The organism is Arthrobacter crusticola (assembly GCF_004357995.1).
Lineage (GTDB): Bacteria > Actinomycetota > Actinomycetes > Actinomycetales > Micrococcaceae > Arthrobacter_D > Arthrobacter_D crusticola.
In genome coordinates this window covers 743,527-766,669 of the sequence record NZ_SMTK01000001.1, presented here as the reverse complement: position 1 = coordinate 766,669, position 23,143 = coordinate 743,527, and the positions used below count along the sequence as shown (strand labels likewise).

Below are 23,143 nucleotides of genomic sequence, written 5' to 3'. Positions count from 1 at the left end.
CCTCCTAGGACTCGCCGCTGCCGGGGGCCCTGGGTTCGGCTTGATCGGTGTCGTGCCAGCGCAGGACGCGGAGTGCGCGTAGGGTGTTCCAGCGGCTCGGCCTGCTATCGCCCGCCTCCATCTCGAAGTGGACCAGCCCGGGGTGCGTGTTTTCCAGCAGCCAGCTGCCATCGCGCTGCTGTTTGTCGCGGAGCAGCCCGAAGGCCTCGGACAATCTCCGGTCCCACGGGCCGCCGACGGACCGGAAGTAATCGAGTCCGCGCAGAACGTCATAGTGCCACTGCACCGGAAACGAGAATTGCAGCCAGTTCGAGTCGATGATCTGCCCGGTGCTTGCACGACGGTATAGGCTACGCGCCAAAAGGTATTCCTCACCGCGGCGCCGGGCATCCGCGACCGGCGTCGTTCCACCGGCACGTTCGTACTCCAGCAACCCCTCCAGCACGCAGATTGTGGTGTGGAACGATGATCTGGTGGAGCCACTTTCGGCCTCGCAGTTCCACCCGCCATCATCGAGTTGCTCGGTAAGCAGCCGGTTGACGATCCCGTCGACGTTCTCGCCGAAGTACGCTCCGATCGCGACGGTTCCTCCATTGATGCACGGCTCGACCTCGCCGTCGAAGAACGGTTCACCGGCATACTCCCAGGTGCAGTGCTGTCGCACCCCGCTCAGTGCTGCCCGGACGGCGGGGTGGGTCGGGTCGATGCCGAAGTCACGAAGCAACCTCAGGGTCGGCAGCGTTGCGGTCCAGGGCTGACCGTCCGGGTCACCAACCATCGGCTGTGGTGGACGCCAGCCGCGGTCTGGATAGTAGGCTCCGCCGGCCCATTGCCCGTTGGACTGGAGGTCGAGGAGCTTTTTCCCCCAGCCGGTCTCGGCTACCCGTGTGCGTTCTGCTGCGACAGCGGCCGCAGGCGCCTCGGATAGGTCACGGAGCACCTGCCACCGGATCGCCGGATCGGTATCCAGCAGCCAGGCTATGTCGTCGCTCATCGCTCGTCTCCTCGATATACGGGTCGATCCGCCCTTCCCAGCGGATGGGGCTGGGCGCTAATACGCGTTCACCCGTTGTCCGGCTAAGCGGGCCCTGGGCTTTGATCGGGAGAGAACGACACCGGCCAGAATGATCAGGGCACCGAGCGGCTGATGCCAGGTCAGCGACTCACCTAAAACGATCGCACCTGCGACGACGCCGACCACCGGGGTGAGATAGGTGACGGAGGAGCCGATGGTCGCCCCCCAGCCGGCAATGATCTGGGTGTTCCAGAGATAGGCCATTCCGGTGCTCAGACACCCCAGACCGAGCATGGCGACGGCAATGGGGACGTTGAGGTGAACGGGTCCGGTCGAGAAGACCGGAGCGAGGGCGAGTGTGGTCACGGCGCCGAGGCCCACCTGGACGAACGCCACCGACGCGGCAGGGAGACGGAGGGGGCTGATGAACTTCCGGATCCACACCATGGCGATGCCGTAGCACAGGGTCGCCCCGAGACAGAGCATCTGACCGCGGAGACTCGATGCTGAAGCACCAAGGCTCCACACGCCAACGACGACGGCCACCCCAAGGAAGCCGGTCAGAATGCCGACGGCGGCCCGGGGTGTCAGCCGTTCTCCAGGAAGGGCAGCGAAGGCGATAAGCCCGGTGATGAGCGGTGTCGTCGCGTTGTAGATGCTGGCGAGACCGGAATCGATCTCGGTCTCTGCCACAGCGAACAGCGTGAAAGGGATGACGCAGAGAAACAGTGAGATGAAGAAGAGGTGCGCCCAGACGGCAAGGCCTTGAGGAAGGCGGTGTCGTCCGGCCCCGACCACGATCGCCAGCGTTACGGCGCCCAGGACCATCCGCCCGAGTACGACCTGCTGAGGGGACATACCTTCCAGCGCGACCTTGATGAACAGGAAGCTCAAACCCCACACAGCAGCCAGAAGCACGAACCGCAGCGCAAGGCCTGCGTTACTCATCGGGGTCATGGAGGGGAGCCTACCGGAACCCATACAGCCGGACTGGCGGGAATCGGACGGTTCAGTTGACGCTTGCGTCGTAGCGGCTGCGCGCCGCCTCGATTCCGGGCAGATGAACCACCGCCCATTCAAGGATCGTATCGACCGGCGCTCGAAGGGTCTTGCCCAATGCCGTGATGCGGTACTCCACAGCTACAGGCCGGGCGTCGAGAACGACGCGTTCGACGACTCCATTGCGTTCAAGCCGGCGCAGGGTGCCGGTCAATGATTTCTGCGTAACTGCCGGAATGGCCCGGCGCAGCTCATTGAAGCGGCAGGGCCGCTCACACAACTCTGCCAGCACCTGCAGCGACCACTTATCGAGCACCTGATCGAGGAGCTCCCGGTGCGGCGCACTCAGCTCAAAGCGGTCCGTGGAATGGGCATCAGTATCCGGCATGAAACCTAGTCTCGTTGAAGTGTCCAAAACATACCAAGTACCTTAAGGATACCAACCACCAGCTGAAGGAGATTTCCGTGAGCGTTCGCCTGTCCTCCCCCCAGGGCATGATGCCCTCAACCCCTTACCACCACGTCGCCGTTGCGACCGGCACCCGCCACGTGTACATCGCGGGCCAGGTCGCTACGAACCAGGACGGAGCACCGGAGAAGCCAGACGACCTCGCCGGGCAGGTCGCCTCTGCCCTCCGCAACGTCCACGAAGGCCTGGCCAGCACCGGCGCCACCTTCAATGACGTCGTCCGCCTCACCTTCTACGTGACGGGCTGGGCCCCTGAAAAAATTGATGCCTTCATGGCGGGCATCGACTCCGTCGGAGAGGAACTCGAACTGCCGCTGCCAATGCCTCCCGCGTCGCGTCGTTGATAGGAGTGGAATCCCTATTCGAACCCGACGTTCTCGTCGAGGTCGAAGCCACCGCCATCCTTGACTGACCAGCCGGTGCGAGCCGCTCCCCGGCGTCGCTGTTGGCACAAGTGCCAGGGGGTGCAGCTAGCGCATCACCGAGCTGAGGAGCAGACTCGTCTCGCTGTTCACGACTCCTTCGATGGAGCGGATCTGCCCGAGCACCGCATCGAACCTGGCGAGGCTGTCCGTGCGCAGTTCCGCCACGAGGTCCCACCCGCCGTTGGTGGTGTGCAGGGTGGTGATCTCCGGCAGGCCCCGAAGCTGTCGGATCACCCGGTCGGTGGCCCGCCCTTCAACCGCGATCATCGACACCGCCCGGATGGCCAGTGGGTCCACCTCATCACGGACCCGGACGGAGAATCCCACCACGGTGCCTGTCGCGACGAGGCGGTCGAGCCGGCTGTTCACCGTTGCCCGCGCCACCCCGAGGGTCCGTGCGAGGCTCGCCACCGAGGCCCTGCCGTCCTCACGGAGGGCCGAGAGGAGCCGGCGGTCGAGGTCATCGAGAGTTGCCATGTACAAAAGGTATATCGACGGGCGTCAGTATGCTCAGCTACTGAGCAGAAAGCCGGCATCCCGCTCATTGAGTGTGCAAAAGAACTCGGCCTAAGCTTTCCCCAAGACCACTAAGGAGGCGCTCGTGACGCGTTTTGTCGATGTCCGCAATATGGCCCGCTGGGTGGCCAGCCGGGGGCCCGAAAGCGTGATCGCCGGCCTCGTCGACTACCTCGAGGCAGACTTCCTGCGCTGGGAAAGCTTCGACAAGTCGCCGCGTGTGGCCAGCCACACCCCGTTCGGGGTGATCGAACTGATGCCCACGAGCGACGACGAGACCTACGGCTTCAAGTACGTCAATGGGCACCCCTCCAACCCCGCGCGCGGCTTCCAGACCGTCACCGCCTTCGGGGTGCTGGCCGATGTCTCCAACGGCTATCCGACGTTCCTGACCGAGATGACAATCCTGACGGCGCTGCGAACCGCGGCCACCTCGGCCCTCGCAGCGAGGGCGCTGGCGAGGCCCGGCGCACGGCGGATGGCCCTGATCGGAGCCGGGAGCCAGGCGGAGTTCCAGGCCCTCGCCTTCCGCGGCGCCCTCGACATCCGGGAACTCAGCCTGTGGGACACCGACCCGGTGGCCATCGAGAAGGTGGTCCGCAACCTGGCCCCCCTGGGATTCGAAATCACCGTGGCGTCCTCCGCCGCCGAGGCCGTCGCTGGTGCGGATATTGTGACCACCTGCACGGCGGACAAGGCCCGCGCCACCATTCTCACCGACGCCCTGGTCGAACCCGGCATGCACCTCAATGCCATCGGCGGGGACTGCCCGGGCAAGACCGAGCTGGACCCGGCGATCCTGCGCCGGTCCGCCGTCTTCGTCGAGTTCACCCCGCAGACCCGCATCGAAGGCGAGATCCAGCAGCTGCCGGCCGACTTCCCCGTCACCGAACTCTGGCAGGTCCTCACCGGTTCCGCCCCCGGGCGCACGTCACCGCAGGAGGTCACGGTTTTCGATTCGGTCGGGTTCGCGGTCGAAGACTTCTCGGCCATGCGTTTCGTCCGTGACGCTGTGGAGGGCTCCCGGTTCGTCGAGGACATCGACCTCGTGGCCAATCCCGACGACCCCAAGGACCTCTTCGGGTTCGTCGGGTCCTTTGCCCCAATCCTGACCTGATCCGCCGGTGGCGTCCTCGGCCTGGTCCTAACTGTCGTGCTCCGCCGGCAAATCGTCGGCCAGCATCGCTGAGGCGTCCGGCAGAGTCCGGGCGTTATAGTCGACGATCTGCCAGCCGCGGTCGGCGTGTTCTTCCAGAACGGTCCAGGCGCAGTTGGCCATGCCGGCGAACATCTCGCGCATGTGGGCAGGAGCGTCGAAGAAAGCCATCAGTCCGCTGCGCAGGGCGGCTCCGTGGCCGACCAGGACACCGGTTCCGCCGTCCCGCAGGGTCAGGGCCGCCTCCCTCATCACGGTCTTCATCCGATCGTTCACTTCCGAGGGCAGCTCGGCACCTGGTACCCGGTAATTCTCCTCGGTGAAAAACTTCCGATGGATATCCGGGTGCTGCTGACGGAACTCCCCAAAGGTGGTGCCCTGCCGGATGCCCACGTCGTATTCGCGTAGCCGTTTGTCAAGCACAGTCTCGAGGCCGGTCAGTTGTGCCAGTTCGTCAGCGGTATGCCGCGCACGTTCCAGATCGCTGGACCAGATGAACTGCGGCTTGAGCGTCGCGAGCAGGTTCGCCGCCCGCCTCGCCTGGCGGAGGCCGGTCGCATCGAGCGGGATGTCAGCGTGGCCCTGCGCCCTCTCAAGCGCATTCCATTCGGTCTGGCCATGCCGCCACAACACCAGGCGGGGACGTGGGCCGCTGGCCCGTACCTCCTGCATCAGTTCTCCTCACTGCCGCTGGCTTCCCAAACAACGCCGGTTCCGATGGGGGAGGCCGCTCCTGTCCGGACGCTCTGCGGTCCCGGATCGAAAGGGTACTGAGCTATTCCCAAAGGGCTGGCGGAACCGTAGGCTTCGAGCTGATCCTATCGATAGCCGGGACGGGGACCACCGGCGCCCTTGGTGAAAGGGAACCGGCATGCGTGCAGAGGTCCAGGATTGGTATTCGGCCCGGAGCTTTCAGGGCAGCGTGTTCGACCGGTGGGACCTTGTGGCGCGCAAGCAGGGCCAACGCGTCAGCGTAGTGCTTCCGGCCAAGAACGAGTCGGCAACCATCGGAGCGATTGTTACCGCGCTGCGCGCCGAGTTGATGGAGGAAGTTCCGCTGCTGGATGAGCTCATCGTGATTGATTCGAACTCCACCGATGATACGTCTGCCGTAGCGGCGAACGCCGGAGCGCTGATAGCGCACCAGGACCAGATCCTTCCGGACGCCGGATGCATTCCCGGCAAGGGCGAAGCGCTGTGGAAGTCCCTGGCCATCGCCTCGGGGGACATCATCGTGTTCATCGACGCGGACCTGCACGGGTTCGAGGCGCAGTTCGCGGTTGGACTGCTCGGCCCGCTGCTGACCGATCCGCGGATCCACTTCGTCAAGAGCTACTACGACCGACCCCTCGACAACGGGGTCCGGGTCATGCCGGCAGGCGGTGGCCGTGTAACGGAGCTCGTGGCGCGCCCCCTGCTGAATCTGTTCTGGCCCCAGCTGGCCGGCGTGGTCCAGCCGTTGTCCGGAGAGTACGCCGCCCGCCGCAGCCTGCTCGAATGCATACCGTTTGTCTCCGGCTACGGCGTAGAGATCGGCATGCTGATCGATGTGCTGGAAACAGTGGGCCTGGGCGGCATGGCCCAGGTGGACCTCGGCGAACGTCGTCACCGCAACTCCACCGATGGGGAGCTGGCGAGGATGGCGATGCAGATCCAGCTCACCGTGCAGTCGCGGCTGCACCGGCGCGGGCTCGCCCAGGCCGCCCCGCCCACCGTGGAGCTGACCCAGTTCCTACGTGACGGCGAACACTACATCGGTGACAGCACCGTCATCGGGGTGTCCGAACGCCCCCCGATGCTGGAAATCGGCCAGCACTCCTTCACTACCGGCAAGTGGGCCTGAGCATGCGGATCCTCATCAACGCCGGACCATGGCTGCCCGTTCCTCCCTCCGGCTACGGCGGCATTGAAACGGTCATCGCCACCCTGGTCCCCGAACTCCGCCGCGCCGGCCAACATGTCACCCTGGCCACTGTCGGCACCAGCACGATCGAAGCGGACAGCTATCTCCACCCCGTGGCCGAGCCGCAGTTCGCCTCGATCGCCCGGCCCTACAACCAGGTGTCGGGTATCGCGCACGCCCAGATGCAGGGGATTGTGAAGGCCATTTACGACGGCGGCAGCTGGGATCTCGTCCACGATCACCTTGAAGTCGTGGGGCCGGCGGTCTTTGCCGCCATGGGCCGGGCGGCTCCGCCGGTGCTGCAGACCATGCACTGGGACCTGGCCAAGCACAAGGCGTTCTACGAATCCTTCGACGGCCGCGGCCGGGTCCGGTTCGCCGCAGTATCGCAGTCCCAGCTGGACAGGGCTCCGGAGGCACTACGGCGCCAGACAATCGGCGTCGTCCCGTTGGCGGCTCCGCCGGGGCTCGAAATCCACGCGGACAAGGCAGACCACGCCCTGGTGCTGGCCCGCCTCACCCGGGACAAGGGACAGGACGCAGCCGTTCGGATCTGCCGGCAGGCGGGCCTGCCGCTGGTGCTCGCCGGGCCGGTCGCCGGCATCAACGATCCTGAGGAGCTCGATCGCCGTCTGGCCGCCGGCGACGCCCAGTTGATGTCCCACCCGGATGTTGGTTACTTCCAGGACGAGGTCCGTCCGCTGCTCGACGGCGACCGTTACCGGTGGATCGGAGGCATCGGCGGCGAAGTGAAGGAACGCGTACTGCGTTCCGCCCGGGTGCTGCTGGCGCCCAACCGATGGGCCGAGCCCGGAGCAACCGGGGTGGTGGAAGCCCTATCACGGGGCGTTCCCGTCGTCGGCACGCCACTGGGAGTGCTGCCCTCGCTGGTGCAGCACGGCCGCACCGGGTTCCTGGCCGCCGACGAACAGGAATTGGCCCGGCTTCTTCACAAACTGGACAGTATCCGTGCCGAGGACTGCATCGAGGCGGCGTCGGGCTGGACACCGGAGGCGATGGCTGCCAGCTACCTGCGCCTGTACGACCAACTGCTCTCGGAGGCCCCATGACCGTGAACGTAGCCCTCATTGGCGCCGGATCGGTGGGGCAGCGCCACGCCTCCAACCTGCAGGGGCTTGGCGTCCGGATCACCAGCGTCACCGATACGTTCCCGTCGGCGGCGGAGAGGCTGGGCCGCGAACTCGGCGCACCGGCCTTTACGGACCCCGATGTGGCGCTGGACCTGACGGAGGCCGACGCGGTCTATGTGTGCGTGCCTCCCTTCGCCCACGGTCCGGGCGAGCGCGCCGCACTCGCCCGGGAGCTGCCCCTGTTCGTGGAGAAACCGGTCGGCCTGGGCCGGGAAACCGCAGAGGAAATCGGGGTGCTCGTCGGGGCCGCCGGTGTCATCACGGGCACCGGCTACCACTGGCGCTGTATGGATGCTATGGAACACGCACGCGACCTGCTGGCCGAGGCACCGGCTTTGCTGGCCAACGGCTACTGGCTGGACAAGCGCCCGCCGGTCCCGTGGTGGGGGAGGGTTGACCGTTCCGGCGGCCAGGTGGTGGAACAGCTGACCCACATCCTGGACACTGCCCGCTTCCTCCTCGGAGAGGTCGTCGAGGTCTACGCCGCCGGCGTCCGGGGGACCACGGCCGCCGACACGTTGCCGGCAGGCGGGGCAGGCGCGGAGCCGGACGACGTCGACGATGCCACGGCGGCCACCATGCGCTTCGCCTCGGGAGCGGTCGCGACGCTGGCCGCAACGTCCGTGCTGGCGGCCAAGCACCGCGCCGCCCTGCACACCGTGAGCCGCGGGCTGTACCTGGAAGTGTCGGAAGCCGGCCTCAGCAGCTTCGACGGTACTTCCCGCAAAGACCTTGCCTGCAGGGAAGATCCCCGCGTAGCGGTGGACCGGGAATTCATCCAGGCCGTCCGCGGCGAGCGGGAAACCACACGCGCTCCCTATGCCGAGGCGCTGCGCAGCCACCGGCTCGGCTGCGCCATCGCTGAATCGGCCCGCACCGGGCTCCCGGTGAAGCTGCCCGAAGAGCGCTCCGCTGCACCCGGGGTGACGCCATGATGCGCCGGAACCTCGTCCTCCCGGCGCCTGGAGTCCTCGAGATTGTCGAGGAGCAGCTGCCCGAAGTCCCGGAGGGCGGTCTGCTGCTCGAGACCCTCGTCACGGGCCTGTCCGCGGGCACCGAACTGGCCTTCGTGAAGGGGGACCACCCAGGGCTGCGGTCGCGCCACGATGCCGACCTGGGCCTGTTCCTGCCGGACTCCGCCGGCACTGCCTACCCGGTTCGCCGGCTTGGCTACATGGAGGTCGCCCGGGTAGCCGCATCGCGGACCGCCGCCTTCGCGGAAGGGGATATCCTCGCCAGTGCGTACGGGCATGCCACCGCCCATGTGGCGGACCCGCTGAAGGAACACCTTGTGCTGCTGGACGACGACCTTGACCCGCTGCTCGGCGTCTTCGTGGCACATCTGGGACCGATCTGTGCCAACGGCCTGCTGCATGCCGCAGCCGAGGCAACCGGTGGCCAGGTCCGCAGCCTCGCCGACGGTGTGGACGGACGTCAGGTGCTGGTCACCGGAGCCGGCCCCATCGGGCTTCTGACCGCCTTGTTCGCCCGGTCGCTCGGCGCACGGGAAGTCGCCGTCGCGGACTCGGACCCCCTCCGCCGCCGGGTGGCTGAAGAACTGGGATTCCTCGCTCTGGACCTTGACGACGATCCCGGCAGGCTTTTGAAGACACGGTGGCGCCACGGGCCGGCGGACCGGGGCGCCGACGTCGTATTCCAGTGCCGCGGACGTGCCGAAGCACTCCATACGGCCCTCCGCGCCGCCCGCCCCCAGGGAACCATCATCGATCTGGCCTTCTATACCAGCGGAGCGGACGCCGTGCGGCTGGGGGAGGAGTTCCATCACAACGGGCTGAACCTGCGCTGCGCGCAGATCGGCCGGGTGCCGCGCGGCCTGGCAGGGCACTGGGACAGGGCACGGCTCTCCGCCGAGACCGTCAGATTGCTCCGCTCCCACGGCGATGTGATCCGCAAGCACCTGGTGACCGACGTCGTACCGTACGAGGACGCACCGCTGCTCATGCGTGAGGTATCGCTGCGCGAACGGCACGTGCTGACCGCCGTTTTCGCTGTGGCCCCCGAATACCTCTAGCCACGAATCCGCTGTCGCCGACGCGTCTACCCTGTGGGCCGGTCAACCAAGAGGACCGTGTGCTCGGAGGGGAAGGAATTGACAATGAGGCTTCTGTTGACCTCTGGAGGCGTCACCAATGCGTCGATTCGAGGGATGCTGGTGGAGATGCTCGGCAGGCCCATCGAGGACTGCACGGCCTTATTTATCCCGACCGCGCAATGGGCACATCCCATGTGCTCACCACAGACTGTATGGATGACACTTGCCGGCCCCGGGCCCGAGCGGCAGGGTCTGCTGGGGCTGGGCTGGAAGTCGGTCGGCGTTCTGGAGTTGACCGCTTTACCGAGCATCGCGAAGAGCCGCTGGCTGCCCTGGGTGCTGGACACAGACGTTCTCCTGGTGGATGGGGGAGAGACAATCTACTTGGCGCATTGGATGCGACAGTCGGGTCTTGCAGATCTGCTGCCGTCCCTCCCTGACACCGTCTGGGTCGGGGTGAGCGCTGGGAGTATGGTGATGACTCCGCGCATCGGCGCGCAGTTCGTGGACTGGAACCCCAGCGGGGGCGACGAAGCGCTCGGTGTGGTGGGGTTTTCAATCTTTCCTCACCTGGATTATCCGGGGTGGTCCGCGAACACGTCCGAGAGCGCGCGTCGGTGGGCCGGGGAAATTCCTGGACCCGCCTATGCGATCGACGACCAAACGGCGATCTCCGTCGTGGACGGCACCGTGAAAGTCATCTCCGAAGGGCGCTGGGAACAGTTCAATTCCGAGAGCCGGCAGAAGCGCTGAGCATCATGAGCTGGCTGACGGTGGAGGGTGCGACCTGCGGTAGTTCCTCGAATGCCGGTTCCGCGAACCAGTACCCCTGGAACAGGCGGATACCAACCGCCTTCAGGAACACGTACTCCGCCTCGGTTTCGACGCCTTCGGCGAGCACTGCGATGCCCAAATCCTGTGCGATGGCTACGATGCCTGTGACCACGGCGCGGCGGGCCGGGCTGGTATCGACTCCCCGGACGAGCTTCATGTCGATCTTGATCAGATCCGGCTGGAACTCGACCAGAAGCCCTAAACCGGCATGGCCGGCACCGAAGTCATCGATCGCGGTGGTGAAACCGTGCCTGCGGTATTCGGTGATGATGTTGGTGAGGTGCACGGTGTCCGTGACCTCCTCATTCTCTGTGAACTCGAACATAATGGACGATGTGGGAAAGCTGCACCGCGCGGCGGCAAGCAGCGTCGCCCGTAGACAGGCGGCCGGTTCATAGACAGCGTTCGGCATGAAGTTGATCGACAGCTTCAGATCCTCGCCCGCAGGAAAGAGGCGCGATGCCAGTTCGATCGCCTTGACGCGGCAGTCCTGGTCAAAGCGGTAGCGCTGTTCCGGTGAGATTTTCGACAGGACCTCAAAAGCACCCTCACCAGACACGCCTCGGACCAAAGCCTCATAGCCCCATACGCGCTCACCAACCGCGTCATAGATGGGTTGGAAGGCCATGCTGAATTCAAAGCCGGGTTTCGGTGATGCCGCGCAACTTCTGCATGCCATGCAGGTGCTCCCTCCGTGGATTTTGTCCACCCTAAGACATGTACGACACCAAATCCGCGCAGGAAGCGCCGGCTCAGGGCCATTTAGGGGCGGCCGCCGGACGTTCCCCCTCGGTGGGATGTCTCAGATTGTTCGAGACCGGGCCGAAGGAGTCGTCCCTACTCGTCCTGCCCTTCCGGTTCTTCGTCGGCCTTATGCCGGGCCTCCTGCTGATGCTGCCGCAGCTTCGCCTCAGCGTCCCTGCGGCGGTAGACAATGGCCTTCGCCTGCTCAGCAGTTGGGTGGCGGTGTTCCCGCTCCCAAGCGTGATCGTTCACCCCGGTCCGCGGTGGTGGCCCTTCATCATGTGCGCTGTCGTTTTCGCTCATATCATATGGTCCCATGAGGCGCCGGACGGTGTACGGGCCGGATTTGCCCCTAATCGGGTCTATCCCTGGGTGAGGTTTGTGCCCAGTTTGATGGCGACCTCGATCAGGACCGTGCCGAAAAGTACGAAAGGAGGGCATGAAAAAGCGTTTTGCGCCGGATCTCCGAATTGATCGGCTCGACCTCGGGCGCGGCAAAGGACATCCCGATGGTAAAGGCGAAGTACACGAAGTCGCTGTAGGTGGGTTGCGTCTCCTGCTTCACGTCGAACGAGTCAGCGCCTTGATCGACGAACGCTCATCGATGCTCCTCGAGGCGACTAAGGGGGGGAAGGCCCGGGCGCCCGCATTGCGCACCCTCATGGTGGACCCCGGGATACGGCAACGATTCACTGCCGAACGGCCGGTGCAACTCTCGAGGCTTTGCAGGCCGCCGGCACCACGGCCGCGAAGAGCAGGTAGCTGGTCCGGCGCATGGTGCCGGCGGGCCGGCAGCAACGGGGTCAGGTTTGGCGGAGTCGGGCGAGCCGGCGGGCCGCGGCGACGGCGAGCCCACCCATCACCAGCCAGGGACCGCCCACGATGATCGGATCCATCCACTGGTGGTTCAGGTCAGCGCGTTTCGTCCCGGTGCGCGAGGCGATGCCGTGGCGGGTGAACTCGCTCAGGACGCCCGTTTGGGTGATGGGGTTGTCCGGGCGCAGGGTCGCGAACGAGGCCAGATGGTGCTCCCAGGCGTCGACCCGGTCCGCGGCGAGCAGCAACAGCCAGTGCGCCGCGCGACCTTCACTGTATTTTTTGTATGAGTATTTCCGGATCGCTCCGGAGAGGCCCTTCGGCGGCGTCGAGGTCCCAAAAACCGGGGTAAGGAACTTGTGCTCGATCGAGCGTTCTCGAGGCCATTTCTCGGGCTGGCGCTCCGGGAATTCCCACCGGGCTCCGTTGAGGTCCGGGTCGAACTTCTCCCTGGGTACCGAGGGCCGGTCCTTAGGGTCGAGGTCAGCGCCCCAGCCGGGGATCTCGGCACGCAATTCCTCGCTTGACCTTGCGCGGGTCGGCTTGTTCGCGGTGTAAGGCATGATGGCACTTTCCTTCAGTTGGCGCCGGTGATGATCAGCGGCTTGATGCAGTTATCGAGCTTGGCTGAAAAGATGTGGTAGCCCTCGGCGATGTGCTCCAGCGGGATCCGGTGGGTCACAATGTCACTGGGCTTGAGGTAGCCGTTGCGGATGTGCTCGAACAGACGCGGCCACTGCCGCTTCACCGGAGCCTGGTTCATCCGCAGGGTGAGCCCCTTGTTCATCGCATCCCCAAACTTCACCGCACTGAACATCGGGCCGTAGGCACCCACCACGGACACCGTCCCGCCCTTGCGCACGGAATCGATGGCCCAGTTCAAGGCGATCGGCGAGCCGCCCTGCAGCTTGAACTTCGAGGAGGTGACGTGCTGCAGGAAGTTCCCGTCGGCCTCCGCCCCGACGGCGTCAATGACCACATCGGCGCCTAGGTGATCGGTCGCCTTCTTCATCTCCACAATGATGTCGTCGTACTCGGCGAAGTTGTAGGTCTCGGCGTGGGCGAAGGTGCGGGCCTTTTCCAGCCGGTACTCGAGATGGTCGATGACGATGACCCGCCCGGCGCCCATCAGCCACGAGGACTTCGCGGCGAACAGCCCGACCGGCCCGGCGCCAAAGACTACGACGGTGTCGCCCTCGACGATGTCCCCGAGTTGGGCGCCGAAGTAGCCGGTGGCGAGGGCATCGGTGAGCAGCACCGCGTCCTCTTCATCCATCCACTCCGGAATCGGGCTTGGGCCAATATCGGCGAACGGCACCCGCACGTACTCGGCCTGCCCGCCGTCGTACCCGCCGCAGGTGTGTGAGTATCCGTAGATCCCGCCGACCGCTGTGGCGTTGGGGTTCACATTGTGGCAGTTCGAATACAGCCCGCGTGCGCAGAAATAGCAGGTGCCGCAGTAGACGTTGAACGGAACCATCACCCGGTCACCGGGCTTGAAGTTTTGCACCGAGGAGCCGACCTCCTCGATGACCCCGATGAACTCATGGCCGAAGGTCATCCCGACCCGGGTGTCGGGCATCATGCCGTGATACAAGTGGAGATCCGACCCGCAGATGGCCGCCCTGGTTACGCGCACAATCGCATCATTGGGATGCTCAATTGGCGGAATGTCCTTTTCCTCGACCCGGATCTTGTACGGTCCGCGGTACACCATCGCACGCATTACTGCCCCCTTTCCAGGGATTTGATTGTTCCAACATTGAATTTTCCTCAGTGCGCTTCAGGCCGTACCCGGGTACACCCCGGCGAGCTTGGGCTCGGGCTGCATGGTCAGGCAGTAGTTGGTGAAGCCCGCTTGCGGTTTTTGCAGAATGCGCAGGCGGTGTTTAACGGCAGCACGACATGTTCGCGCGAGTAGGAACTAGGCCATGAAATTTTCAGGCGGCAGACTCGCCGGGTTTTCCTGCTGGGCCTGTCTGATCGCAGAATCAATCTATGAAGAAAAACGGTAAGCCTACTGTGTAGTCGGCGTCGAGGGAGAAACTCCCCACAGTCTGCGCTGACCGATTCGCTTGCATGGGGGGGCGGTGTCCGCTAAAGAGCCGAGGTGCACCTATGCTCGGCGACGCGCATCGGGAGCGTCGGCTAGAACCCGCAACCGGGACATGTCGATGGACATTCCAGCCCGGGGGAGCAGCGGCGCAGCCCGCTAGCTGGTCTGAATCGCGATGGAGGGACCCAGGGCCCTGAAGGAGGTGTCGATCAGCGTCGAGAGGTCCTCCCGTCCTTCTGATTCCCTCCAGGCCGCCAACGCCGCCGCAAAGCACTCCATCGCTGCCGCTACTCGAACTCGAGTGACGATTTGCGCATCCGGTAAGGCATGGTTGCGTTGCAGTTCACGGACAATGTTCGGCCGCCAGTCAAACTGCTTCTCCCGGAACCGGGCGCTGAGTGCTGGTGTCTCGTAGATCAAGTCCAGGAATGCCATGACTTCGCTTGTGTCACGCATGAGGAAGTCCACCACCGGATTCAACGCGCGCCGCAGTGCATGCCAGTCATCGTCCGACCGGGCGTCGGAGGCGAGGGCTTCGACGATGGTGTCTCCGATCGGATCGAAGAGGAACAGGACGACGTCTTCCTTGTTCGTGAAGTACCGCAGGAACGTGCTTCGGGACACTCCGGTAGCACCCGCGAGGTCAGCAAAGGTGACCTGATTGAAGCCGGTTGCGCAGAACTCGTTGAACGCAACGCGTGCGAGCTCTGCTCGGACCGCCTGCCTGCTGATGGCTCGAACACTGACAGGACTAGGAGGCATACCTTAACTCTACCCCGTGTCCCACGGGTAGAGCCGAAGTGCTAAAGTGATACTCAGTGTCACAATTGACGCCGGAGTGCCCAAGGTGCGGTGTCTCCATCCTTCGGCTGCGTGCGGCCCTTTTGAATCGAGATATTTTGACTTACGACAATCTGCCGGGACTCCACGTATCTGTTGAGGCCGGGACCGCCACTGTGACGCTGGATCACCCGCCCCTGAATCTGATGGACGGTGTCCTGCTGCCCTCACTGCGCGGATTCCTTCACCGGGTGCACGATGACGCCGCAGTCAAGGTCATCGTGTTCCAGTCGGCCGATCCGCAGTTCTTCATCGCGCACGGGGACATGGCTTATCTGACAGATCCCGAGGCCCTTCCGGCGGCCACAAATGCGGCCATCGCGGCCGCACCCGGCTGGGAAATCCCGGAGGGCCTGAACATCCTCCAGGCTTTGAGCGATGAGGTGCGGAATCTGCCCCAGGTGACGATGGGCAAGCTCGCAGGTTTCGCCCGCGGCGCCGGCAATGAGTTCCTCATGAGCCTCGACATGCGGTTCGCGGCGATCGGCAAGTCCGGACAGGCCCAGCCCGAGGTTCAGATGGGCATTCTTCCCGGCGGCGGCGGCACCGTGAATATGACCCGCCTCGTCGGGCGTGCCCGAACCCTGGAACTCATCTTGGGAGCTGAGCTTGTCGACGCGGAGCTGGCCGAGCGATACGGCCTCGTTAACCGGGCCCTGCCCGCCGATGAGATCGACGCACACGTTGAAGCCCTTGCTCGTCGCATCGCGCGGCTTCGCCCGGAAATCATCGCTGCAGTCAAAACAACCGTCAACGCCATGGCACCCGCAGTGCCGTTGGAGGCCTATGCCGTCGAAAACACCTCCCTTTACGCGGCATTTGGCGACGAAGTTTTTGAGCTGGCCGACAAGCTCCTCGCCGCCGGCGTCCAGACCCGCGAGGGCGAGCTGGATTACGAGCGCATCTCCAATAGCATCTAACCTTCGATCGAAGCGCAGGACACCGTGAGAAAGGCCCTGCCCATAACGGCGGGGCCTTTCTCGCGATGGTCGGATTACACGCAAACACAACAGTTCAAAACGCCACGAAACGTGTTGCTCCCCGAACCCAAGGACTCCGCAACACCTGAGGAATCCAGTCGGGGGCAGGTGCAGTGGTTCAGCGCCGCCTTCGCTTTGACCGCTGCTCCTCCCGCTCTGATCTGGCGCGCTCCGCAGAGCGCTGGGATTTCCCTCCTCCGACCACTTTTTGGTGCCACTCACGCTGGTACGCCCGGCTGGCTGCGGCATCCTTGCGGCGGGCCAGCGCGGCCATTTCGCGTTGGAGTTTCAGGTAGTTGTTCCAGCGGCGGGCCTCGAGTGTGCCGTCAGCGAGGGCCGCCTGCACGGCGCAGCCGGGTTCCTGTTGATGGGCGCAATCGGAAAACCGGCAGAGGCCGGCGAGTTCCTCCACATCCCCGAACATCTGCTCCATCCCGTCGTCGGCGTCGAAAAGCCCGAACCCGCGGACGCCGGGAGTGTCCATGAGGACAGTGCCGTCCGCCAGCGGTACAAGCTCCCGGGAGGTGGTGGTGTGCTTGCCCCTGAAGTCGCCGGAGCGGACTTCCCCTGTGTGCTGCACGTTGTGGCCAACCAGGGCGTTGATCAGTGTGGATTTGCCTGCGCCGGAGGGCCCGAGGAGGACAAGCGTGCTGCGCGGCGGCAGATGCGCCAACAGGTCCTCGATCCCGTCCCCGTTCTCCGCGGAGGTGGTGACCACGTCAACACCTGCTGCCTGCAGGATGACCTGCCTGACGACGTCATCCGCCACGTCCTCCAGGTCCGCTTTGGTGACAATCACCAGGGGAACGGCGCCTGAGTCCCAGGCTGCGACGAGCGTCCGTTCGAGGCGGTTGTGCGTGAGCGGCCGGTCAACCGGAAGCACCACTCCGATCACATCGATGTTGGCCGCCAGGACCTGGGCGGCGGAGGAGTCCTCGAAGGCGCGCTTCCGGCTGAGCTCCGAACGCCGGGGCAGCACTTCGAGAATCTGCCGATCACCTGCGCGGTTGGGTCCTATCCAAACCCAGTCGCCCGTGACCGGCACGTTGGCATCAAGCGGATAGGGAAGGTGCAGGAGCTCCATGCCCACAGCCACCAGGACCAGGCTGCGGTCAACGCGCACCACGCGGCCAGGTTCGCACCGGTGGTCCGTGCTAGGAACAGGCGGCGGGTTTTCGTCGAAGTACCGTGCGATGACGGCGTTGTAGCCGTAAAGGGTTGGGCCGGTGCGAACTGATGTGGATGCAGCGAGACTGTCTAGGCCGTGGCCTGAAGAATTTTTCACTGGAATACCTCGGGAAAAGTCCCCTGGCACCGGCCACTCCCGGGCAAAGGCCCAAGGTGTTGTGGCGTTCCGCGGGCAGTGCCCTATGCGGTACGGAAGCGGGAGACGGGGTCGGTTGTTTTGATGGTTTCAAGGCGCCGGGGGCGCACAGCAATGACAGTCATCAAAAAACACCTCCCCTCTCTGCTGCGGTCCGCCGAAGTGATGCCGGACCGGTTCCCCACTTTAGCTTCCGTCCGAGGCTTTCGCCATGGCCTTCGCGATCCGATTGCGTCGCTTCAACGCGGGCAGCTCGAACAACAGGGTGACTGAGACGTGCTCGCGGGTTGAATAGATCCAGGCGAGCCCGAGCGGGACCCCGATCCCAACCAGCAGCAACAGCGGCAGAACGTACCATGCTCCGGCAGAGCCGATCGCGTCGGCCAGGGCGAGGGTGATCATGATCGGTCCGAGATGGGCGACGTAGAACACGATCGAGTATCGTCCGACGAATTCGAGCGCGGTGGTCGCCGGTCCGGCGGGGAGTCGGGGAAAGAACCAGTACACGATCACGAGCGCCCCCGCCACGCCCCACGCGAACTCCACCTGATACAGCACTTCCCAACCGGCCACGTTCATCGCACCAACGGTCACCGCGCACGCACCGGCAGCAGTCAGGACCCACGGTTTCCCGGTGATTCCCGCGATCTCGCGCGGGTACCGGGCGCACCATGCCCCGAGGAAGAAAAGCGCTGAGAGAAAGGCCATCGCCTCCGGGCGGCTGCCGTCGGTAAGCAGGAACGACACGCCCGCTCCGGTGCCGGCGATCAGCAGAGGCGGGACGCGCCGCAGCGGATAGGCAAGGGCGTAGAAGACGAGGATGAACCAGAGGTACCAGAGGTAGGTCGGAGAATTGTGGAAGACCTGGGTCACCGCGGCAGGGCTGAGCTCGCCGCTTGCCGCGAGTATGATCAGCGACCACAGAACGTACGGCCAGGCCACCCTGGAGACCTTGCCGACGAAGTACTTCCTCCCGGTCTTGGCCACCGACTGCGGCAGCATGATCCCGGACAGGAACATGAGCACGGGCATGCGGAATGGCTCGAGGAAGAGGTTGAACTGGTCGACGCCCGGCATCGGGCCGACGGTTATTCGAAGGGCCTCGCCCGCGTGCAGCACGACGACCAGCAGGATGGCCACCCCACGGCAGCTGTCCAGCCACCGTATACGGGTATCCGTGGAAGTAGTCATGGCGGCCTCCCCGTCGAGTCTCATCAATCGAACCTGTGTACTGCCACTGGGTTCGCTTAGGTGAGGTTCGGTGTCGGGATGAGTCCGGATGGTTCGTCGCAGCTGGTTCTTTATCGGTACTGCCCGGGCGTCCATGGAAGGACCGTGCCCGGGCGCCGTGCGTGTCACTATCCATGCGGATATTGGCATTGTCGCCACTGGAGGGTGTGGATCGTGTGCGAAAAGCTGGGAGAGAACGGCCCGTCCCGGCGCGTCGCAAACCCAGAACCACGATGAGGAACACCGCTATGGCTGATCAGATGAAAGCCGTTGTAGTCACCCGTTTCGGAGGGGCCGAGGCTGTCGAGCTGCACGATGTCTCCGTACCGAAGGTTGAACCCCACCAGGTGCGGGTGCGCGTCCATGCAACCGCCGTCAACCCACCAGACTCTCAAAGCCGTCGCGGAGACGACCAGCCTCATCCATGGCGGCGCGGGCGGTGTCGGCACCATCGCGATTCAGGTCGCATGAAGGCGCACGAGCCACCTGGAGTCGTTGGCCGCCCCCTCATTGCGCGTTCTTGGCTGCTGACCTCCTCGATCCCAACACATTCCACCTCTCCGAGGGGTGGGGAGGATGAGGAGACGATCGAGCGCCATCACAGGTCGGATCTGTTCCAGGAGGCCCTGAAGAAGGCCACGACGTCGGTGCGCATCCTTGAGAACCAGGGACAGCGATACGAAGTCGCCGCGCAGACCGATGGTCGCCCTCCTCGGCTGAACCGAGAGCAGCAGTTCCACCACATGTCCGACGATCAGTAGAAAAGCGGGCAAGGCAACGGGCCGTGTGCATACGGATGTCCGGGGAGGTTCACGGCCCGGACGACGCTACGATGAAGTCGCGCCCCGGCATTAGCCTCACGAGAAGGAGCGGACGTGGAAGCCTCACCCGTTCCCGATAACGCCTTCTTCGTGCGATCCGCCGGTACCGGGCAGGAAGGACTGATCGCCCTGGAACTGATCGGTTCAGGGGCCTCCGCAGTCGGCATCGGGCTCGTCCTCGCGGCCTTGCTGATCCGGCTGCTCAACGGCTCGATGATGAGAACCACCGCCGTCCTCGTTGGAAGCGCACCCGATCTGGTCCTTCGATGGCACGACCGGTTCAACACCGTGCATGAGGCACCCTGGTTGGGGCGGGTGCCGGACGACGGCGTCCGCGACCTTACCGTGTTCTATTCGGCCTCCGACCCCGACCGGTGGCAGTTGCACCGCCCCCACCGGGGAGCCGGCCTGATGGCACTGGTCGGTGTGGGACTCCTGCTTGCGGGGATGGCGTCGGCTGTGCTCCCGCTGTAGGGACCGGCAGCGAGGGGGATAGCTCCCCGGAGGTCCCGGCTCAGCCTGGATGCACTCCGGCTCTGCAGGGGTCTCGCCCGCCATGCATCGACTTCGGAGAGTGAGTGGCGGCCTTTCATCGGGGCCTGTTCAGCATCGGGGGAGGCGTTCACCGGTCTCGGCGGCGAGGGCGGAGAGGAGCCTGTCCTGGAACGCGGTGTCGTAAACAGAGGGGTGAGGCTTTTGTCGGTGCTGGTGGTACCAGTAGCCGCCGCTCGTGTGCGCTTCAGGGTCGTCGCTGGTGGCGAGCCACTCCTGCGTGCGGTGGCCTAGTTCGAGGCTGTCCGGGGCTCCGGCTCCGCCCATCCGGGTGGGTACCCATCCTGGGTCGACGGAGTTGGACAGGACAGCCGGGAACAGGCGCGCAATCGCCGCGGCGAGAGTGGTGAGGTAGAGCTTGCTGTCACCGTAGGAGCCGGCCCCCCTGCCTTGCCAGTCGACGCCGTCCACGCGTGGTCGGCCGCCGAAGTGGGACCCGCTGCTGAGGCAGACGAGCCGTTCCGGGAGCGGAAGAAGGGCGGTCAAGAGATACGGGGCGATGATGTTCACGGGCATGACATTTCGCCCGGTCCACACGCCGGCGTTGTGGATGACGGCGTCCAGCGGTGCCTGTTCGGCCAGTTCGGCGGCGATGTGATGTACGGCGTCGCGATCGGCGAAGTCTCCGATGACGATGCCGGCACCCCGGTCGGTGAGAGGGCGCAGGTGCGCGGCGCGGTCGGCGTTTCGGGCGTGCACGACGACGTCGTGCCCCTGGGCGTGGAGGGCTTCCGCGGTGAGGCGGCCCAGTCCGTCGGCGGACCCGGTGATGAGGATGCGGCTCACGATTACTCTCCGTTGGGGCCCGTACGGATGTCAGCGACCGATCACGACCTAGGAGGGGGTCAGCCGGCGGCCTTCCTGACCAGAGCACGAAGCTTCCGTTCAACTGCTTCAGTGATCTCCAGCACCGCGAACGCGGTGGACCAAAACTCACCGTCATCGAGTGCGGCATCATCATTGAAGCCAATCGACCCGTATCGGGATTTGAACTTGGAAGCCGGTTGGTAGAACACGATGACCTTGTCGTCCCTGGCATAGGACGGAAACCCATACCAGGTCTTGGGGTGGAGGCCGGGGGCTTCCTCCGACACTATGACATGCAGTCTTTCCGCGATCTGCCGATCGGCGCCCTCGAGGCCCTCAATCGCTGAGAGGCAGTCCTCGTACTCTTTTGCACGCCTGGCAGCGCCCTTCACACCCTTCATCGCCTTCAGCTCGGCAGCCCGCTGTTTCATGGCGTCGCGCTCGGCGTTCGAAAACCCGCTGGTGTCGCTCATAATCGGCATCCCTCATTCCCCATCCAGAGATCACTCCCGCCCGCGGGGGCTTGGAGTGCGGCACCACCTACCGTAAGCCCGACGACGCAGGTGACAACAGCTGCGCCTGATTCAACCATCGTGAAGATCTCACGTGAAAGTCCCGCAGCTGGTCCAGGCGTTTTAGGATGCTCCTCCCAATGTACGGTTCGGGCTTTTCCGACTACTCCATCGGGGGAGCGGTGGTCCAGGTGCATGACTATGGCGGGGTGTTGACCCCGAGGGCCGAGCCGAAGCGTGGGTCCTGGCCCGATTTGGGAATTGTCACCCCACCACGCAGAACTCGTTGCCCCCGGGGTCGGCCATGCCGATGCCGTCCGCGCAGCCAGCGTTGACGTGAGTAGCCCCGAGTGCCAAGAGCCTCCCGACCTCGGCGTCGATAGTTGATGGGGCGGATGGTGTGAGGTCGAGATGGAGCCGATTCCTGCCCAGCTTGGGTGCCACAGGCCCGCCGCCCCAGGTAATTTTGGGGCCGCCAGTGGGTGCCTGAACCGCAGTCTCACCGGCCTGGTCCCACACCAGGTTCCAGGCCAGTGCATCGCACCAGAAGTAACCGACCTCCGCGGGACCAGCACCGGCCAGCGAGCTGAAGAACGGGCAGCCCGCGAGGAAGCTGCCCCCCGGCTCAAGGATGCACAACTCGTTACCGTCGGGATCGGCCAGGACGACGTGCTCGGCATCCGGTCCCTGGCCGACATCCAAGTGCCGTGCGCCCAACTCCAGCGCTCGATCGACCGCGGACGCCTGCTCGTGGATAGACTCCGGTTTCAGATCGGGATGCATCTGGTTGGGACCCCACTTCTCACCGGCACCGGCAACGAATCGGAGACTAAAACCCACCCCGGGCAGTGCCGTGAGCGACGGTGCACCCCGTTCGATCGTGATGTCCCGGCCGAGCAGGCCGCCCCAGAACCCGGCGAGACGCTCCGGATCGGGTGAACTGAAGGTCAGGTCAATCAACTCACACACCATGGCCGCCATTTTTTCGGTGCGCTAGTGGCGCGTCAATCGAATAGCAAGCCGGCCCCAACCCCGTTGGGACATTTAGACCTGGGTTTCCCCGCCGTCTGCGAATAATTCGGTGCCGGTGACGTAGCTTGCCTGATCCGAGGCGAGGAACAGCACGGCGTTGGCGATTTCAGCAGGCTGGGCGACTCGGCCGAGTGGAACGTTGCCGGCCATTGCGTCGAGCATGCCCTGTGTCTGGCTCGGGTCGGGGGCGAGTCCGGTGAGGCCGGGGGTCTCTGTGGGCCCGGGGGCGATCGTGTTGACCCGGATGTGGCGGCCGGCGAGCTCCGCCGCCCACGTGCGGGTGAATGAACGCAAAGCGGCTTTCGTCGCAGCGTAGACGCCGAAGGCAGGGTTGCCCTTGCTCGCCGCGTTCGATCCCGCGATGATGACGGAGGCGTGATCCGCGAGCATGGGCAGGGCCTTCTGCACCGTGAAGACTGTGCCCCGCACGTTGACGCCGAAGGTCTGGTCGAACGCCTCAGGGGTCAGTTGCTCAAGAGTCGCGAACCCTCCGCCGCCGGCGTTCACAAACAGAACATCGAGGAGACCCTTCCCACTGGATGCGACAACGGAGAAGATGCGGTCCAGGTCGTCGAGATCCGCGACATCGCCCCTGATCCCTGTTGCCTGGTCCCCCAACGCGGCGGCCGCGGCAGTCAGTTCCGCCTCGCGGCGACCGGTGATGAACACATGCGCCCCCTCCTCGACGAAGCGTTGGGCGGTCGCGAAGCCGATACCCGATGTTCCTCCAGTGATCAATGCGGTTTTGTTCTCAAGCTGTCCCATGGCGGGCCTCTGTTCTTCTCATCGGACGTGAATGTCTCATCGTAGGTTTTAATAGTCTGGATGGTCAAAAAAGGAAGTGCATGCCGGCGGGTGGTTCGCAGCGAAGGAGCCGGTTCCGGGTTTGCGGGTTCGCTGCGGTGGCC

At 64.8% G+C, this 23,143-nt stretch carries 27 protein-coding genes; 10 read left to right on the top strand and 17 right to left on the bottom strand.

From position 1 onward, the window contains the following. Positions 1-4: 4 nt before the first annotated feature. Genes E2F48_RS03650 through E2F48_RS03640 form a run of 3 tightly spaced genes read right to left on the bottom strand, consistent with a single transcriptional unit; the run spans position 5 to position 2,402 of the window. On the bottom strand, positions 5-994 hold the full coding sequence (locus E2F48_RS03650; protein ID WP_133402600.1) for a hypothetical protein: 990 nt from the start codon (positions 992-994) through the stop codon (positions 5-7). A 57-nt stretch (positions 995-1,051) separates the two neighbouring features. Then, positions 1,052-1,972 carry a DMT family transporter gene (locus E2F48_RS03645; RefSeq protein WP_221411604.1) on the bottom strand — a complete coding sequence of 307 codons (921 nt, stop codon included), beginning with the start codon at positions 1,970-1,972 and terminating at the stop codon, positions 1,052-1,054. A 52-nt stretch (positions 1,973-2,024) separates the two neighbouring features. Next, positions 2,025-2,402 carry a winged helix-turn-helix transcriptional regulator gene (locus E2F48_RS03640; protein WP_133402599.1) on the bottom strand — a complete coding sequence of 126 codons (378 nt, stop codon included), beginning with the start codon at positions 2,400-2,402 and terminating at the stop codon, positions 2,025-2,027. Between the two features lie 77 nt (positions 2,403-2,479). Here E2F48_RS03640 and E2F48_RS03635 point away from each other — a divergent pair, with 77 nt between their 5' ends. Then, positions 2,480-2,827, top strand: a complete 348-nt coding sequence (locus tag E2F48_RS03635; protein WP_246018495.1) for a Rid family hydrolase — start codon at positions 2,480-2,482, stop codon at positions 2,825-2,827. Positions 2,828-2,953: 126 nt separating this feature from the next. On the opposite strand, the gene E2F48_RS03630 is transcribed toward E2F48_RS03635, so the two are convergent. After that, on the bottom strand, positions 2,954-3,385 hold the full coding sequence (locus E2F48_RS03630) for an Lrp/AsnC family transcriptional regulator (RefSeq protein ID WP_133402598.1): 432 nt from the start codon (positions 3,383-3,385) through the stop codon (positions 2,954-2,956). Positions 3,386-3,509: 124 nt separating this feature from the next. On the opposite strand from E2F48_RS03630, the gene E2F48_RS03625 reads away from it, so the two are divergent. After that, a complete protein-coding gene (locus tag E2F48_RS03625; RefSeq protein ID WP_133402597.1) occupies positions 3,510-4,541 on the top strand; it encodes an ornithine cyclodeaminase in 1,032 nt (343 codons plus the stop codon). Positions 4,542-4,568: 27 nt separating this feature from the next. Here the strand turns inward: E2F48_RS03625 and E2F48_RS03620 are convergent, their stop codons facing one another. Beyond that, on the bottom strand, positions 4,569-5,252 hold the full coding sequence (locus E2F48_RS03620; protein WP_133402596.1) for a histidine phosphatase family protein: 684 nt from the start codon (positions 5,250-5,252) through the stop codon (positions 4,569-4,571). Between the two features lie 199 nt (positions 5,253-5,451). On the opposite strand from E2F48_RS03620, the gene E2F48_RS03615 reads away from it, so the two are divergent. The 5 genes from E2F48_RS03615 (at position 5,452) to E2F48_RS03595 (ending at position 10,440) form a co-directional block, all read left to right on the top strand. Further along, on the top strand, positions 5,452-6,423 hold the full coding sequence (locus E2F48_RS03615) for a glucosyl-3-phosphoglycerate synthase (protein ID WP_133402595.1): 972 nt from the start codon (positions 5,452-5,454) through the stop codon (positions 6,421-6,423). A gap of 2 nt (positions 6,424-6,425) precedes the next feature. Further along, positions 6,426-7,553 carry a glycosyltransferase gene (locus E2F48_RS03610; RefSeq protein WP_185149780.1) on the top strand — a complete coding sequence of 376 codons (1,128 nt, stop codon included), beginning with the start codon at positions 6,426-6,428 and terminating at the stop codon, positions 7,551-7,553. Next, entirely contained in the window at positions 7,550-8,569 is a 1,020-nt protein-coding gene (locus tag E2F48_RS03605) for a Gfo/Idh/MocA family protein (RefSeq protein WP_133402594.1), read from the top strand. The genes E2F48_RS03610 and E2F48_RS03605 overlap by 4 nt, the downstream gene beginning before the upstream one ends. Then, the gene (locus tag E2F48_RS17715; protein WP_133402593.1) at positions 8,566-9,666 is read left to right on the top strand and encodes a zinc-binding dehydrogenase; all 1,101 of its coding nucleotides are present in this window, start codon (positions 8,566-8,568) and stop codon (positions 9,664-9,666) included. The genes E2F48_RS03605 and E2F48_RS17715 overlap by 4 nt, the downstream gene beginning before the upstream one ends. 84 nt (positions 9,667-9,750) lie before the next feature. Next, positions 9,751-10,440 (top strand): Type 1 glutamine amidotransferase-like domain-containing protein, encoded by a 690-nt coding sequence (locus E2F48_RS03595; protein WP_133402592.1) that lies wholly within the window; start codon positions 9,751-9,753, stop codon positions 10,438-10,440. Here the strand turns inward: E2F48_RS03595 and E2F48_RS03590 are convergent. The 6 genes from E2F48_RS03590 to E2F48_RS03565 form a co-directional block, all read right to left on the bottom strand. After that, entirely contained in the window at positions 10,412-11,149 is a 738-nt protein-coding gene (locus E2F48_RS03590; RefSeq protein WP_185149779.1) for an EAL domain-containing protein, read from the bottom strand. The genes E2F48_RS03595 and E2F48_RS03590 overlap by 29 nt on opposite strands. A gap of 209 nt (positions 11,150-11,358) precedes the next feature. Then, entirely contained in the window at positions 11,359-11,517 is a 159-nt protein-coding gene (locus tag E2F48_RS03585; protein WP_246018494.1) for a hypothetical protein, read from the bottom strand. 154 nt (positions 11,518-11,671) lie between these two features. Further along, entirely contained in the window at positions 11,672-11,830 is a 159-nt protein-coding gene (locus E2F48_RS03580) for a DUF1345 domain-containing protein (protein ID WP_221411603.1), read from the bottom strand. 238 nt (positions 11,831-12,068) lie between these two features. After that, the gene (locus tag E2F48_RS03575; RefSeq protein WP_133402589.1) at positions 12,069-12,644 is read right to left on the bottom strand and encodes a hypothetical protein; all 576 of its coding nucleotides are present in this window, start codon (positions 12,642-12,644) and stop codon (positions 12,069-12,071) included. Between the two features lie 14 nt (positions 12,645-12,658). Beyond that, the gene (locus E2F48_RS03570) at positions 12,659-13,807 is read right to left on the bottom strand and encodes a zinc-dependent alcohol dehydrogenase (protein WP_133402588.1); all 1,149 of its coding nucleotides are present in this window, start codon (positions 13,805-13,807) and stop codon (positions 12,659-12,661) included. 486 nt (positions 13,808-14,293) lie between these two features. Continuing rightward, entirely contained in the window at positions 14,294-14,899 is a 606-nt protein-coding gene (locus E2F48_RS03565) for a TetR/AcrR family transcriptional regulator (protein ID WP_133402587.1), read from the bottom strand. 137 nt (positions 14,900-15,036) lie between these two features. On the opposite strand from E2F48_RS03565, the gene E2F48_RS03560 reads away from it, so the two are divergent. Then, a complete protein-coding gene (locus tag E2F48_RS03560) occupies positions 15,037-15,897 on the top strand; it encodes an enoyl-CoA hydratase/isomerase family protein (protein ID WP_133402586.1) in 861 nt (286 codons plus the stop codon). A 178-nt stretch (positions 15,898-16,075) separates the two neighbouring features. On the opposite strand, the gene rsgA is transcribed toward E2F48_RS03560, so the two are convergent. Further along, positions 16,076-17,242 carry a ribosome small subunit-dependent GTPase A gene (gene rsgA / locus E2F48_RS03555; RefSeq protein WP_185149778.1) on the bottom strand — a complete coding sequence of 389 codons (1,167 nt, stop codon included), beginning with the start codon at positions 17,240-17,242 and terminating at the stop codon, positions 16,076-16,078. Positions 17,243-17,467: 225 nt separating this feature from the next. Then, positions 17,468-18,472, bottom strand: coding sequence for an acyltransferase family protein (locus E2F48_RS03550; RefSeq protein WP_165968676.1), 1,005 nt, complete (start codon positions 18,470-18,472; stop codon positions 17,468-17,470). 287 nt (positions 18,473-18,759) lie between these two features. Between E2F48_RS03550 and E2F48_RS17455 the strand changes: the two genes are divergently transcribed. Beyond that, positions 18,760-19,272, top strand: a complete 513-nt coding sequence (locus tag E2F48_RS17455) for a hypothetical protein (RefSeq protein ID WP_221411602.1) — start codon at positions 18,760-18,762, stop codon at positions 19,270-19,272. 114 nt (positions 19,273-19,386) lie between these two features. Next, complete coding sequence (locus E2F48_RS03540) at positions 19,387-19,806, top strand: hypothetical protein (RefSeq protein WP_133402584.1); 420 nt, start codon at positions 19,387-19,389, stop codon at positions 19,804-19,806. A gap of 129 nt (positions 19,807-19,935) precedes the next feature. On the opposite strand, the gene E2F48_RS03535 is transcribed toward E2F48_RS03540, so the two are convergent. The 4 genes from E2F48_RS03535 to E2F48_RS03520 all read right to left on the bottom strand — a co-directional run bounded on the left by E2F48_RS03535 (position 19,936) and on the right by E2F48_RS03520 (position 23,000). Next, the gene (locus E2F48_RS03535) at positions 19,936-20,670 is read right to left on the bottom strand and encodes an SDR family NAD(P)-dependent oxidoreductase (protein WP_133402583.1); all 735 of its coding nucleotides are present in this window, start codon (positions 20,668-20,670) and stop codon (positions 19,936-19,938) included. A gap of 59 nt (positions 20,671-20,729) precedes the next feature. Beyond that, positions 20,730-21,164 carry a hypothetical protein gene (locus E2F48_RS03530; RefSeq protein ID WP_133402582.1) on the bottom strand — a complete coding sequence of 145 codons (435 nt, stop codon included), beginning with the start codon at positions 21,162-21,164 and terminating at the stop codon, positions 20,730-20,732. 303 nt (positions 21,165-21,467) lie between these two features. Continuing rightward, a complete protein-coding gene (locus tag E2F48_RS03525; RefSeq protein ID WP_133402581.1) occupies positions 21,468-22,175 on the bottom strand; it encodes a VOC family protein in 708 nt (235 codons plus the stop codon). 72 nt (positions 22,176-22,247) lie between these two features. Further along, positions 22,248-23,000 (bottom strand): SDR family NAD(P)-dependent oxidoreductase, encoded by a 753-nt coding sequence (locus tag E2F48_RS03520; RefSeq protein WP_133402580.1) that lies wholly within the window; start codon positions 22,998-23,000, stop codon positions 22,248-22,250. Between the last annotated feature and the right edge of the window lie 143 nt (positions 23,001-23,143).

Bases quoted from the DNA above. Each gene is read 5' to 3' on its own strand.
- E2F48_RS03650 (WP_133402600.1), bottom strand. From the start codon at position 994: ATGAGCGACGACATAGCCTGGCTGCTGGATACCGATCCGGCGATCCGG.
- E2F48_RS03645 (WP_221411604.1), bottom strand. From the start codon at position 1,972: ATGACCCCGATGAGTAACGCAGGCCTTGCGCTGCGGTTCGTGCTTCTG.
- E2F48_RS03640 (WP_133402599.1), bottom strand. From the start codon at position 2,402: ATGCCGGATACTGATGCCCATTCCACGGACCGCTTTGAGCTGAGTGCG.
- E2F48_RS03630 (WP_133402598.1), bottom strand. From the start codon at position 3,385: ATGGCAACTCTCGATGACCTCGACCGCCGGCTCCTCTCGGCCCTCCGT.
- E2F48_RS03620 (WP_133402596.1), bottom strand. From the start codon at position 5,252: ATGCAGGAGGTACGGGCCAGCGGCCCACGTCCCCGCCTGGTGTTGTGG.
- E2F48_RS03615 (WP_133402595.1), top strand. From the start codon at position 5,452: ATGCGTGCAGAGGTCCAGGATTGGTATTCGGCCCGGAGCTTTCAGGGC.
- E2F48_RS03610 (WP_185149780.1), top strand. From the start codon at position 6,426: ATGCGGATCCTCATCAACGCCGGACCATGGCTGCCCGTTCCTCCCTCC.
- E2F48_RS03605 (WP_133402594.1), top strand. From the start codon at position 7,550: ATGACCGTGAACGTAGCCCTCATTGGCGCCGGATCGGTGGGGCAGCGC.
- E2F48_RS17715 (WP_133402593.1), top strand. From the start codon at position 8,566: ATGATGCGCCGGAACCTCGTCCTCCCGGCGCCTGGAGTCCTCGAGATT.
- E2F48_RS03595 (WP_133402592.1), top strand. From the start codon at position 9,751: ATGAGGCTTCTGTTGACCTCTGGAGGCGTCACCAATGCGTCGATTCGA.
- E2F48_RS03590 (WP_185149779.1), bottom strand. From the start codon at position 11,149: ATGGCCTTCCAACCCATCTATGACGCGGTTGGTGAGCGCGTATGGGGC.
- E2F48_RS03575 (WP_133402589.1), bottom strand. From the start codon at position 12,644: ATGCCTTACACCGCGAACAAGCCGACCCGCGCAAGGTCAAGCGAGGAA.
- E2F48_RS03570 (WP_133402588.1), bottom strand. From the start codon at position 13,807: ATGCGTGCGATGGTGTACCGCGGACCGTACAAGATCCGGGTCGAGGAA.
- E2F48_RS03565 (WP_133402587.1), bottom strand. From the start codon at position 14,899: ATGCCTCCTAGTCCTGTCAGTGTTCGAGCCATCAGCAGGCAGGCGGTC.
- E2F48_RS03550 (WP_165968676.1), bottom strand. From the start codon at position 18,472: ATGACTACTTCCACGGATACCCGTATACGGTGGCTGGACAGCTGCCGT.
- E2F48_RS17455 (WP_221411602.1), top strand. From the start codon at position 18,760: ATGGCTGATCAGATGAAAGCCGTTGTAGTCACCCGTTTCGGAGGGGCC.
- E2F48_RS03530 (WP_133402582.1), bottom strand. From the start codon at position 21,164: ATGAGCGACACCAGCGGGTTTTCGAACGCCGAGCGCGACGCCATGAAA.
- E2F48_RS03525 (WP_133402581.1), bottom strand. From the start codon at position 22,175: ATGGTGTGTGAGTTGATTGACCTGACCTTCAGTTCACCCGATCCGGAG.
- E2F48_RS03520 (WP_133402580.1), bottom strand. From the start codon at position 23,000: ATGGGACAGCTTGAGAACAAAACCGCATTGATCACTGGAGGAACATCG.